The sequence below is a fragment of the Streptococcus mitis genome (assembly GCF_047459985.1).
GTDB classification, from domain to species: Bacteria; Bacillota; Bacilli; order Lactobacillales; family Streptococcaceae; genus Streptococcus; species Streptococcus mitis_DZ.
This window is the reverse complement of the sequence record NZ_JASHHD010000001.1, coordinates 112,965-125,454: the sequence shown is the minus strand read 5'-3', so window position 1 is coordinate 125,454 and position 12,490 is coordinate 112,965. Positions and strand designations below refer to the sequence as shown.

The 12,490-nt window shown below is 41.7% G+C and carries 16 protein-coding genes; 15 read left to right on the top strand and 1 reads right to left on the bottom strand.

Annotated features, from left to right (window positions below; genetic code table 11):
• Positions 1-240: 240 nt before the first annotated feature.
• From QM959_RS00585 to QM959_RS00515, 15 genes are all read left to right on the top strand, one after another.
• Positions 241-729: a DUF5590 domain-containing protein gene (locus QM959_RS00585; RefSeq protein ID WP_414370714.1), complete on the top strand. Its 489-nt coding sequence runs from the start codon at positions 241-243 to the stop codon at positions 727-729.
• Positions 726-1,904: a pyridoxal phosphate-dependent aminotransferase gene (locus tag QM959_RS00580; protein ID WP_414370713.1), complete on the top strand. Its 1,179-nt coding sequence runs from the start codon at positions 726-728 to the stop codon at positions 1,902-1,904. The genes QM959_RS00585 and QM959_RS00580 overlap by 4 nt, the downstream gene beginning before the upstream one ends.
• Before the next feature lie 16 nt (positions 1,905-1,920).
• Positions 1,921-3,264, top strand: coding sequence for an asparagine--tRNA ligase (gene asnS / locus QM959_RS00575; protein ID WP_000167160.1), 1,344 nt, complete (start codon positions 1,921-1,923; stop codon positions 3,262-3,264).
• A 152-nt stretch (positions 3,265-3,416) separates the two neighbouring features.
• Positions 3,417-3,707: a 30S ribosomal protein S6 gene (gene rpsF, locus QM959_RS00570; RefSeq protein ID WP_001151778.1), complete on the top strand. Its 291-nt coding sequence runs from the start codon at positions 3,417-3,419 to the stop codon at positions 3,705-3,707.
• A gap of 11 nt (positions 3,708-3,718) precedes the next feature.
• Positions 3,719-4,189, top strand: a complete 471-nt coding sequence (ssbA, locus tag QM959_RS00565; RefSeq protein ID WP_000609602.1) for a single-stranded DNA-binding protein SsbA — start codon at positions 3,719-3,721, stop codon at positions 4,187-4,189.
• Positions 4,190-4,219: 30 nt separating this feature from the next.
• A complete protein-coding gene (gene rpsR / locus QM959_RS00560; RefSeq protein WP_000068664.1) occupies positions 4,220-4,459 on the top strand; it encodes a 30S ribosomal protein S18 in 240 nt (79 codons plus the stop codon).
• Between the two features lie 180 nt (positions 4,460-4,639).
• Complete coding sequence (locus QM959_RS00555; protein WP_414370712.1) at positions 4,640-5,149, top strand: GNAT family N-acetyltransferase; 510 nt, start codon at positions 4,640-4,642, stop codon at positions 5,147-5,149.
• 234 nt (positions 5,150-5,383) lie between these two features.
• Positions 5,384-6,784: a bifunctional Cof-type HAD-IIB family hydrolase/peptidylprolyl isomerase gene (locus QM959_RS00550; RefSeq protein WP_414370710.1), complete on the top strand. Its 1,401-nt coding sequence runs from the start codon at positions 5,384-5,386 to the stop codon at positions 6,782-6,784.
• Between the two features lies 1 nt (position 6,785).
• Positions 6,786-7,148: a S1 RNA-binding domain-containing protein gene (locus QM959_RS00545; RefSeq protein WP_020902234.1), complete on the top strand. Its 363-nt coding sequence runs from the start codon at positions 6,786-6,788 to the stop codon at positions 7,146-7,148.
• Positions 7,149-7,200: 52 nt separating this feature from the next.
• A complete protein-coding gene (locus QM959_RS00540; RefSeq protein WP_247934555.1) occupies positions 7,201-7,950 on the top strand; it encodes a tRNA1(Val) (adenine(37)-N6)-methyltransferase in 750 nt (249 codons plus the stop codon).
• Positions 7,940-8,224, top strand: a complete 285-nt coding sequence (locus QM959_RS00535) for a GIY-YIG nuclease family protein (protein ID WP_414370707.1) — start codon at positions 7,940-7,942, stop codon at positions 8,222-8,224. Before QM959_RS00540 ends, QM959_RS00535 begins: the two co-directional genes overlap by 11 nt.
• Positions 8,225-8,507: 283 nt before the next feature.
• Positions 8,508-9,443, top strand: a complete 936-nt coding sequence (locus QM959_RS00530) for a manganese-dependent inorganic pyrophosphatase (RefSeq protein ID WP_084929702.1) — start codon at positions 8,508-8,510, stop codon at positions 9,441-9,443.
• 86 nt (positions 9,444-9,529) lie between these two features.
• Positions 9,530-10,042: a YiiX/YebB-like N1pC/P60 family cysteine hydrolase gene (locus tag QM959_RS00525; protein ID WP_247934551.1), complete on the top strand. Its 513-nt coding sequence runs from the start codon at positions 9,530-9,532 to the stop codon at positions 10,040-10,042.
• Positions 10,026-10,676: a DUF1803 domain-containing protein gene (locus QM959_RS00520; protein WP_414370704.1), complete on the top strand. Its 651-nt coding sequence runs from the start codon at positions 10,026-10,028 to the stop codon at positions 10,674-10,676. The genes QM959_RS00525 and QM959_RS00520 overlap by 17 nt, the downstream gene beginning before the upstream one ends.
• 101 nt (positions 10,677-10,777) lie before the next feature.
• Complete coding sequence (locus QM959_RS00515) at positions 10,778-10,969, top strand: CsbD family protein (protein ID WP_000051184.1); 192 nt, start codon at positions 10,778-10,780, stop codon at positions 10,967-10,969.
• Between the two features lie 46 nt (positions 10,970-11,015).
• Here the strand turns inward: QM959_RS00515 and QM959_RS00510 are convergent, their stop codons facing one another.
• Entirely contained in the window at positions 11,016-12,461 is a 1,446-nt protein-coding gene (locus QM959_RS00510) for a UDP-N-acetylmuramoyl-L-alanyl-D-glutamate--L-lysine ligase (protein ID WP_414370702.1), read from the bottom strand.
• Positions 12,462-12,490 lie beyond the last annotated feature (29 nt).

Sequence of the window (12,490 nt, the reverse complement as noted above, 5' to 3'; positions counted from 1 at the left end):
TGATTTTGGAGGTGTTTTCACTTTTCTTGCTCGGTTTTAAACAAGAAAAATCTGTTTTGTTTGAAGGAAGAAATAGAATTGGTTGTTTATACTCAATGAAAATCAAAGAGCAAACTAGGAAGCTAGCCGTAGACAGTACTTGAGTACGGCAAGGCGAAGCTGACGTAGTTTGAATTTGATTTTCGAAGAGTATTCTTATATTCACTTGTAATAAAGCCCAATAGATGGTAAAATAGACGAGTGAAAAAAAGACAAAAAAAAGCAAAAAATAATCTACTGTGGCAGTACGGTCTAGGGATGACGATTTTGTTTGTGGTTATCAGTGCTTCCTTTCTGTATCTGATTTCTCTTAGCATGAAACCCTATCAAACAGCTAAAAGTGAAGGAGAAAAATTAGCTCAGCAGTATGCAGGATTAGAGCAGGCTGATCAGGTTGATTTGTATAATGGCTTGGAATCTTATTACAGCGTTCTTGGTCGTAATAAACAGCAAGAAGCACTTGCCGTCCTGATTGGAAAAGATGACCATAAGATTTACGTTTATCAGCTAAATCAGGGGGTTTCACAAGAAAAAGCGGAAGCCGTTTCTAAGGAAAAAGGAGCTGGCGAGATTGACAAGATTACCTTTGGCCGTTATCAAGAAAAGCCAATCTGGGAAGTCAAGTCAGGAACTGATTTTTATCTAGTAGATTTTGAATCAGGAGCATTGGTCAATAAGGAGGGCCTATGAAACTATCCAACCGTGTTTTAGAAATGGAAGAAAGTGTGACCTTGGCTGCTGGTGCCCGTGCCAAAGCACTGAAGGCTGAGGGAAGAGATATTCTGTCTCTAACTTTGGGTGAGCCAGATTTCACTACTCCAAAAAATATCCAAGATGCCGCCATTGCATCGATTCAAGATGGGCGTGCTTCTTTTTATACAGTAACCTCAGGTCTGCCAGAACTAAAGGCGGCGGTTAATACCTACTTTGAGCGTTTTTACGGCTACTCTGTAGCGCCAAATCAAGTGACAGTCGCTGCGGGAGCCAAATATTCTCTCTATACCTTCTTTATGGCTGTGGTCAATCCAGGTGATGAAGTTATCATCCCAACCCCCTACTGGGTCAGCTATGGAGATCAGGTCAAGATGGCAGAAGGTGTTCCAGTCTTTGTTCCTGCTAAAGAGGACAATCATTTTAAGGTGACTGTAGAGCAGTTGGAAGCAGCTCGCACAGACAAGACCAAGGTTTTGGTGCTGAATTCACCATCCAATCCGACAGGAATGATTTACACTCGTGAGGAACTCTTGGCGATTGGAAACTGGGCTGTAGAAAAGGATGTCCTCATCCTTGCAGATGATATCTATGGCCGCTTGGTCTATAATGGCCATGAATTTACACCAATTTCTAGTCTATCGGAAGCGATTCGCAAGCAAACAGTGGTCATCAATGGTGTGTCTAAAACCTATGCTATGACTGGTTGGCGGATTGGCTATGCCGTCGGAGAAGCAGACATTATCGCTGCCATGTCCAAGATTGCAGGTCAAACAACCTCGAACCCGTCAGCAGTAGCCCAGTATGCAGCGGTAGAGGCTCTATCAGGTGAGCAAGATACTGTAGAAAGCATGCGTCAGGCTTTTGAGGAACGATTAAATACCATCTATCCCCTTCTTGCCGAGGTTCCAGGATTTGAAGTGGTCAAACCGCAAGGAGCCTTCTACCTCTTCCCAAATGTCAAAAAGGCCATGGAGATGAAAGGTTATACGGATGTGACAGAATTTACAACCGCTATCCTAGAAGAAGCTGAAGTGGCCTTGGTAACAGGAGCAGGATTCGGAGCTCCCGAAAATGTCCGCCTCAGCTATGCGACAGACCTAGACACGCTTAAAGAAGCAGTTAAACGCTTGAAAGCATTTATGGAAAAATAAAAGAAAAGGAAAAATAATGACAAAACGTGTAACGATTATTGATGTAAAAGACTATGTTGGTCAAGAAGTGACGATTGGCGCTTGGGTTGCTAACAAATCAGGAAAAGGAAAAATTGCCTTCTTGCAATTGCGTGATGGAACAGCCTTTTTCCAAGGTGTGGCCTTTAAACCAAACTTTGTAGAAAAATTTGGTGAAGAAGTAGGACTTGAGAAATTTGATGTTATTAAACGCTTGAGCCAAGAAACTTCTGTTTATGTGACAGGTATTGTCAAAGAAGACGAACGTTCTAAGTTTGGCTATGAGTTGGATATTACAGACATCGAAGTGATTGGTGAATCTCAAGACTACCCAATCACACCAAAAGAACACGGAACGGACTTCTTGATGGACAACCGTCACTTGTGGCTCCGTTCTCGTAAGCAAGTGGCTGTGATGCAAATCCGTAACGCGATTATCTATGCGACTTATGAGTTCTTTGACAAGAACGGCTTCATGAAATTTGATAGCCCAATTCTTTCAGGAAATGCTGCTGAAGATTCAACAGAACTCTTTGAAACGGACTATTTCGGAACGCCAGCCTACTTGAGCCAGTCAGGTCAGCTTTACCTAGAAGCAGGTGCGATGGCCCTTGGTCGTGTCTTTGACTTTGGTCCCGTATTCCGTGCTGAAAAATCAAAAACACGCCGTCACTTGACTGAGTTCTGGATGATGGATGCTGAGTACTCATACTTGACACATGATGAGTCACTTGATTTGCAAGAAGCTTATGTAAAAGCTCTTCTTCAAGGTGTTCTTGACCGTGCGCCTCAAGCCTTGGAAACCTTGGAACGTGATACAGAACTCTTGAAACGCTACATTGCAGAGCCATTCAAACGCATCACTTACGATCAAGCTATTGACCTCTTGCAAGAGCATGAAAATGATGAAGATGCTGACTATGAGCATCTTGAGCATGGTGATGACTTTGGTTCACCACATGAAACTTGGATCTCAAACCACTTTGGTGTACCAACATTTGTCATGAACTACCCAGCAGCCATCAAGGCATTTTACATGAAACCAGTTCCTGGAAATCCAGAGCGCGTGCTCTGTGCAGACTTGCTTGCTCCAGAAGGCTATGGAGAAATCATCGGTGGGTCTATGCGTGAAGAAGACTATGATGCCCTTGTAGCTAAGATGGATGAACTTGGCATGGATCGTACAGAGTACGAATTCTACCTTGACCTTCGTAAATACGGTACAGTTCCACACGGTGGATTTGGTATCGGTATCGAACGTATGGTAACCTTTGCAGCAGGAACAAAACACATTCGTGAAGCCATTCCTTTCCCACGTATGTTGCACCGTATCAAACCATAAGAACAGGAAAACGCCCATGTGGCGTTTTTTCGAATTCCAGAGTTTTTACTTGCGTAAAAAAATGTTTTCTAGTATAATAGTTTATTGTGAGCGAACCTCACTTACCCCTTGCAAAGTCTTGGGGTCATTAGACCAAAAGGAGGAACATATCAATGGCTAAATACGAAATTCTTTATATTATTCGTCCAAACATTGAAGAAGAAGCTAAAAACGCTTTGGTAGCACGTTTTGACTCTATTTTGACTGACAACGGTGCAACTGTTGTTGAATCAAAATCTTGGGAAAAACGTCGTCTTGCATACGAAATCAAAGATTTCCGTGAAGGACTTTACCACATCGTTAACGTTGAAGCAAACGACGACGCAGCTCTTAAAGAGTTTGACCGTCTTTCAAAAATCAACGCTGACATTCTTCGTCACATGATCGTCAAAACTGACGCGTAAGAAGGTAAACTATGATTAACAATGTTGTACTTGTAGGGCGTATGACACGTGACGCTGAGTTGCGTTATACCCCATCAAATGTAGCAGTTGCGACTTTTACTCTTGCAGTAAACCGTACATTTAAGAGTCAAAATGGCGAACGTGAGGCTGATTTTATCAATGTCGTTATGTGGCGCCAACAGGCTGAAAATCTTGCTAACTGGGCTAAAAAAGGCTCACTTATCGGGGTGACAGGTCGTATTCAGACTCGTAGTTACGATAACCAGCAAGGACAACGTGTCTACGTGACAGAGGTCGTGGCTGAGAATTTCCAAATGTTGGAAAGCCGTAGTGTGCGTGAGGGTCACACAGGTGGAGCTTACTCTGCACCAAGTTCAAACTATTCAGCACCTACAAATTCAGTACCAGACTTTTCACGTGATGAAAATCCATTTGGAGCAACAAATCCATTGGATATTTCAGATGATGATTTACCATTCTAATGGACAATTAAAATTATAAAGGAGAAAAACATGGCTCAACAACGTCGTGGCGGATTCAAACGCCGTAAAAAAGTTGATTACATCGCAGCAAACAAAATTGAATATGTTGATTACAAAGATACTGAGCTTCTTAGCCGTTTCGTTTCAGAACGTGGGAAAATCCTTCCTCGTCGTGTAACAGGAACTTCAGCTAAAAACCAACGTAAAGTAACAACAGCTATCAAACGCGCTCGCGTAATGGCTTTGATGCCTTTCGTAAACGAAGATTAAACAAAAGACCCCGGCGGGTCTTTTTTTCACGAGCTTTGAAATGAAAGAGCGAGTTTGCTCCGGGTGGACCTTTTTTTATGAGTTCAGGAATTCAAGACCCGGCTAGTTCTTTTTCCTGGATCTATAAACGTGCTATAATGATAGTAGGAATTTTTATAGGAATTTTTAAAGGAGCATCTTATGAAGGGAAACGCTATTATTAGAAAAATGATTGAATCGGATATCAAACACCTGTTCCAAGGTTTTATCAATCAGGGTTGGTCTGGTAGAGAGGAAATTTTGGCTAGATATTTTCTGGAACAGGAAAGCGGGGAGAGAGAAGTCTTAGTTGTGGAAATTGATGGTGCTGTAGCGGGCTACGTTACCATTTTGCCCTCTGCTAAACATGGTCCTTTTGCAAGAGTCTATCCAGAATTATCAGATTTTAATGTGTTTGAGCCTTTTCGAAATCAAGGGGTTGGGAATCAACTGCTAGAAGAAGCAGAAAAACGAGTCAAGTTTGTTTCGAGCAAGGTCACTCTTGGTGTAGGTTTGCACTCAGGCTATGGTCCTGCCCAGAGATTGTATATCAAACGAGGCTATATTCCAGATGGTTCAGGCGTTTGGTATCGAAACCAACCTTTGGAAATGAATGCCACTATTCAAAATAATGATGATTTAGTTCTGTACTTATCCAAGGACTTACAATAAAAATTGGAAACTTTTTTGAAAATAGGGGATTTAGCTACTTTATGGTATAATGGAAAGAGTTATACTCTTCGAAAATCTCTTCAAACCACGTCAACGTCGCCTTGCCGTAGATATATGTAACTGACTTCGTCAGTCTTATCTACAACCTCAAAGCAGTGCTTTGAGCAACCTGCGGCTAGTTTCCTAGTTTGCTCTTTGATTTTCATTGAGTATTAGATTGAAAGAGGTAGTGAGATGGATGCCAAATTAAGATATAAGGCAAAGAAGATCAAGATTGTCTTTTTTGATATTGATGATACATTGCGAAATTCCAAAACCGGTTTTATTCCAGCTTCAATCCCAACTGTTTTTAAGCAATTACGTGAGAAAGGAATCTTAACAGGTATTGCTTCTGGACGAGGGATTTTTGGTGTTGTACCAGAGATTCGTGACCTCAAGCCTGATTTTTTTGTAACCTTAAATGGGGCCTATATCGAAGACAAAAAAGGTCAGGTCATTTACCAACATCAGATTGAGAAGTCAGATGTTGAAGAGTATATCTCTTGGACCAAGCAAGAAGGAATTGAGTATGGTTTGGTTGGGAGTCATGATGCTAAGTTGTCGACCCGCACAGATATGATTAGTGAAGCTATCAATCCAATTTACCCTGATTTGGATGTGGATCCTGATTTTCATGAAAAAGAAGACATCTATCAAATGTGGACTTTTGAAGATAAGGGAGATGACTTGCAATTGCCTGACAGTCTCTCTGATAAACTTCGCATGGTTCGTTGGCATCAACATTCGTCTGATATTGTTCCGATTTCAGGCTCCAAAGCGACGGGTGTGGAAAAGGTTGTGGAACACCTTGGCTTGAAACCAGAGAACGTCATGGTCTTTGGAGATGGCCTCAACGACTTGGAACTCTTTGATTATGGTGGGATCAGCGTTGCTATGGGAATTTCTCATGATAACATCAAAGAAAAAGCAGATTATATTACAAAAACACTAGAAGAAGATGGCATTTTTGATGCCTTAGAAGGATTTGGTATGGTAGAAAAAGAATTGCATTTCCCACAAGTAGATATTGAAACAGTAGAAGGTCCGTTAGCGATTATTAAGACTAATCACGGAGACTTGCGTATCAAGCTCTTCCCTGAACATGCTCCTAAAACAGTGGCTAACTTTGTAGCTCTTTCAAAAGATGGTTATTATGATGGTGTCATTTTCCACCGTATTATCAAGGACTTTATGATTCAAGGTGGAGACCCAACTGGAACTGGTATGGGTGGCGAGTCAATCTACGGCGAATCATTTGAGGATGAATTCTCAGAAGAACTTTACAATATCCGTGGTGCCCTTTCCATGGCCAATGCTGGTCCAAATACCAATGGCAGCCAGTTCTTTATCGTGCAAAATCAACATTTGCCTTATTCTAAGAAAGAAATTGCTCGTGGTGGTTGGCCAGAACCAATCGCAGAAATTTATGCTAACCAAGGTGGAACTCCTCATCTAGACCGCCGTCACACTGTTTTTGGTCAGTTAGCTGATGAAGCTTCTTACGCTGTTTTGGATGCCATTGCTGCTGTTGAGACAGGGGCTATGGACAAGCCAGTTGAAGATGTTGTGATTGAAACAATTGAAATCGAGGACTAAGATGAAAATCGGTGATAAGCTAAAGGGGCGTATTACAGGGATTCAGCCCTACGGTGCCTTTGTTGAGCTAGAGACGGGTGATACAGGGCTGATTCACATTTCAGAGATTCGGACAGGCTTCATTGAAAATATCCAAGAAGCCTTGAAAGTCGATGAAGAGGTTCTGGTTCAGGTAGTGGATTTAGATGAATTTACAGGGAAAGCTAGTCTTTCTATCCGTACTTTGGAGGAAGAAAAACACCAGTTTCCGAGACGGAGACGTTTTTCAAGCGACCGTTTTAACTACGGCTTTGCTCCTCTCAAACGAATGATGCCAATTTGGACCAAGGAAGCCCTTCAACATTTGAAGAATCAGAAGCACTAGTTAGAAACCTCTATCTTTTGTAATGTTAATATAAATTTGCTATAATAGGACCATGGAAGAAGAACAATTATTAAAATCAGGGGAGCGCATTAACCAGCTCTTTTCGACAGATATCAAAATCATTCAAAATAGAGAGGTGTTTAGCTATTCGGTGGATAGTGTTCTCTTGTCACGCTTTCCACGTTTCCCTAAGAAGGGATTGATTGTAGATTTCTGTGCTGGGAATGGGGCAGTGGGGCTATTTGCTAGTACTCGAACTCAGGCGCAGATTTTGGCTGTTGAGATTCAGGAGCGTTTGGCAGATATGGCTGAACGCTCTGTCCGTTTGAATGGTTTGGAGGAGCAGATGGAGGTCATCTGTGATGATTTGAAAAATATGCCTTCTCGTATACAGGGAAGCAAGGTGGATATGATTTTGTGTAATCCGCCCTATTTCAAGGTGGATCCTCATTCTAATCTGAACGAGAGCGAGCATTATCTCTTGGCGCGTCATGAAATCACGACCAATTTGCAGGAAATCTGTCGTAGTGCCCAGAGTATTCTCAAGTCTAATGGGCGTTTGGCCATGGTTCATCGTCCTGATCGACTTTTAGATATCTTGGACAGCTTGCAACGGCATAATCTAGCCCCTAAGCGCCTGCAGTTTGTTTATCCAAAAAGAGAAAAGGAGGCCAATATGCTCTTGATTGAGGCTATCAAGGATGGCTCGACAAGTGGTTTTAAGGTCTTGCCACCTCTCATTGTCCACAATGAGGATGGCTCTTATACTCCGGAACTCGAAGAGATTTATTATGGATTATAAGGCTTATATGTATGTGCTGGAGTGCCGTGACGGGTCCTACTATACGGGTTATACGACTGACGTGAGAAAACGCCTCGCTGTCCACAATAGTGGGAAGGGAGCCAAATATACACGAGCACGCTTGCCAGTCAAACTTATCTATGCTCAAGGTTTTGCCAGTAAGGAAGAAGCCATGTCAGCTGAAGCCCTTTTTAAACGCAAGACACGTCCGCAGAAAGTAAGCTACCTGAATGAAAATCAAGATAGAAATTTACTCATACTCAATGAAAATTAAAGAGCAAACTAGGAAGCTAGCCGTAGGCAGCTCAAAGCACTGCTTTGAGGTTGTAGATAAGACTGACGAAGTCAGCTCAAAACACTGTTTTGAGGTTGCAGATAGAACTGACGAAGTCAGTCACATATATAATCCAAGGCGAAGCTGACGTGGTTTGAAGAGATTTTCGAAGAGTATCAGTTATTTTGAAGAATCGTGGGGAGTCTCCTTTGACTCCTCTTACTTTTGTCAAAAAGCGAAAAAAATGCTACAATAAAGAGAATAAACAAAATGAGGTATTATCATGTCTAAGATTCTAGTATTTGGTCACCAAAATCCAGACTCAGATGCCATCGGGTCATCTGTAGCCTTTGCCTACCTTGCAAAAGAAGCTTACGGTTTGGATACGGAAGCTGTTGCCCTTGGAACTCCAAATGAAGAAACAGCCTTTGTCTTGAACTATTTTGGTGTGGAAGCACCACGTGTTATCACTTCTGCTAAAGCAGAAGGCGCAGAGCAAGTTATCTTGACTGACCACAATGAATTCCAACAATCTGTATCAGATATCGCTGAAGTAGAAGTTTATGGTGTTGTAGACCACCACCGTGTGGCTAACTTTGAAACTGCAAGCCCACTCTATATGCGTTTGGAGCCAGTTGGATCAGCATCTTCAATCGTTTACCGTATGTTCAAAGAACATGGTGTAGCTGTTCCTAAAGAGATTGCAGGTTTGATGCTTTCAGGTTTGATTTCAGATACCCTTCTTTTGAAATCACCAACAACACACCCAACAGATAAAGTTATTGCTCCTGAATTGGCTGAATTGGCTGGTGTAAACTTGGAAGAATATGGTTTGGCTATGCTGAAAGCTGGTACAAACTTGGCTAGCAAATCTGCTGACGAATTGATTGACATCGATGCTAAGACTTTTGAATTGAACGGAAATAATGTTCGTGTTGCTCAAGTAAACACAGTTGATATCGCTGAAGTCTTGGAACGCCAAGCAGAAATTGAAGCTGCAATGCAAGCTGCCAACACAGCAAATGGTTATTCTGACTTTGTCTTGATGATTACAGATATCGTCAACTCAAACTCAGAAATCCTAGCACTTGGTGCTAACATGGACAAGGTCGAAGCGGCTTTCAACTTCAAACTTGAAAACAACCACGCTTTCCTTGCTGGTGCTGTTTCACGTAAGAAACAAGTGGTACCTCAATTGACTGAAAGCTTTAACGCTTAAGATTTTGGGTGTCAGTTCAAAATAGGAAAGTCTAGTTTGACTTATATCGAAAGGAGTTTTGGCTCCTTTTTTTCTAGGAGTGAAGCATGTTAGAAAATGGTGATTTGATTTTTGTGAGAGATGAGTCAGATATGGGACAGGCTATCCAGACTTCCACAGGCAACTATAGCCATGTAGCCATCTATTTGGATGAGATGATTTACCATGCTAGTGGAGAATTTGGTGTTGTCTGTCAAGAACCAGCAGACTTCTTTGAGTCCAATCACTTGTACGACCTCTATGTCTACCCAGAAATGGATATCCAGTCGGTGAAGGAGAGAGCTTGTAAGCATCTTGGAGCTCCCTACAATGCTTCTTTCTATCCAGATGGCGCTGGTTTTTACTGTTCCCAGTATATGGCAGAAATCCTACCGATTTTTGAGACTATTCCTATGAAATTTGGAGATGGGGAGCAGGAGATTAGTGATTTTTGGAGGGAGTATTATAGAAAACTAGGTCTGCCAGTTCCTCTAAACCAAGCTGGGACCAATCCAAGTCAGTTGGCAGCGTCGCCTCTGTTAGAATGTAAAGAAAGGAATCTTCATGATTCAGATTTTTAATCCCTCTCGTTTGACGAGACAGCCATTTTTTGGAGAATTGATCCGCTATTTGGACCAGAATGATGATGTGATTCTACGGGAAATCAAGGCCCAATTTCCAGATGTAGCAGTTGATAAACTCATGGAAGAGTATATCAAGGCAGGCTTGATTCTACGGGAAAATAAGCGTTATTATCTCAATCTTCCTTTGCTGGAATCACTTGATAGTCTCGAACTGAACCAAGAAATTTTTGTCAGAGAAGCTAGTCCAGTCTATCAATCCTTGTCGGAGCAGAGTTTTGAGACGGAATTGCGAAATCAGACTAATGCAGCTATTTTAGTTGAAAAGACGGACTTTGCTCGCACAAAAATGACCCTGTCCAATTATTTCTACAAGGTCAAACATCAGTATCCTTTGACAGAAAAACAGCAGGAACTTTATGATATTTTAGGAGATGTTAATCCTGAGTATGCCCTCAAATATATGACGACTTTTTTGTTGAAATTTCTCAAAAAAGACCAGCTCATGCAGAAACGCCGTGATATCTTTGTGGACAGTTTGGTCGTTCTAGGCTATATTGTCCAAAATGAAAATGGAAAGTATGAGTTGGCAGTTGATTTTGATAAGGAGAGATTAACTTTCTACTTAGCGTGATATCTTGTTTCTGAGCACATTGTTTGACTTTCCTTAGGATTCAGTATAAACTATATGTAACCGGTAACACATATCGGAATAAAACCAAAGGAGACAATCATATGTCACTTGAAAACAAATTGGAACAAGCAACAGGCGCTATTAAAGAAGGATTTGGTAAAGTTACTGGAGATAGCAAGACTGAAGCAGAAGGCGCTGTAGAAAAGACAGTTGCTAAGGCAAAAGAAGTAGTTGAAGATGCTAAAGGCGCTGTAGAAGGTGCCGTTGAAGGTTTGAAAAACGCTTTTAAATAAGGATAGAAAAAATCAAGGGTTTCATTTCCCTTGATTTTTTACTATCTTATAAGTAATTTTCTGCGACGGCTGCATCTCCTGGATAGGCTTCTTTCTTGCCTTGGACGATTTGGTAGCAATCTGCCCCCTTACCAGCGATAATGACAGCATCTAATTCTTGGTTTGTGATAGCCATCGCTGCCTTGATCGCTTCTTGGCGATCCGCAATCTTTTCAACAGGATGATTGATATAGCTACTAATTTCATCCGCAATGGCCATTGGATCTTCATAGTTGGGATCATCAGCAGTCAGAAAGACTCGAATCTCAGGATGTTGATTGAGGAGAAGTCCAAAGTCCTTGCGACGACTTTCTCCCTTGTTTCCTGTCGAACCCAGAACCAGAGAAATCTTTCCAGTTTGATGAGTCTCTACAACATTGATTAGTTTTTTCAGACTGTCCCCATTGTGGGCATAGTCAATGAAAACCTTGGCACCATTTTTCTGAGTGAGGACTTCCATGCGGCCAGGGACACGAGTTGTAGCGATTCCTTTTTGGATGTCTTCAAGACTAGCACCTAAACGGAGGCAGGCAAGTCCAGCTGCGACAGCATTTTCTTGGTTGAAATATCCAATCAACTGAATATCATAATCTCCAGCTAATTTTCCAGTAGCTGAGAAGCTAAAGGCTTTGGAGTTCTCGATTTGGTTACTTGATTGACTACCATAAAAGTCATGTTCTTGATGCTCAACCTGTTCTTTTAAAACAGAGAAGTGGTCCATATCACTATTAATGACAACTGCTCGGCTATTTTTCATTAAGAGACGCTTGTGATAGAAGTAGTCTTCAAAGGTTGGATGCTCAATAGGTCCAATATGGTCAGGACTGATATTGAGGAACACTCCTACATCGAAGGTTAGGCCGTAGACTCGCTTGACCAAGTAGGCCTGACTGGAAACTTCCATAATAAGGTGGGTTCTTCCATTCTTAACAGCTTGGGCCATCATGTCAAAGAGATCGATGCTTTCAGGTGTTGTCAGGGCAGACTTAAAGAAAGTCTTGCCATCTAGAGTTGTATTCATAGTCGATAGCATAGCCGGTCGATACCCTTGAGATAAAATGTTATAGGCGAAATAGGCTGCTGTTGTCTTACCCTTCGTACCAGTAAAGGCAAGGAGTTTCAGTTTTTCCTGTGGATTGCCGTAAAATTCCATGGCAATCAAACTCATGGCTTTCTTAATATCACTAACAACGATAACGGGAATGCCTACTTCATAGTCCTGCTCCGCTACATACCAACCGAGGCCTTGTTCTATTGCTGAAAGAAGGAATTCCTTCTTAAAAGCAGCACCCTTGACGAAAAATAGGCTCTTTTCTTTAGCCTTGCGGCTGTCATAGCAGATGGTATCAAAAACGAGATCGCTAAAATGATAGTGGTAATGTCCATGGTCGATAATCTCGCGGAAGAGACTATCTTTCTTTAAAATATCTAATACGGTTTCAATCTTTATCATACTTTCTATTGTAAACTGAAAGTCTGAAT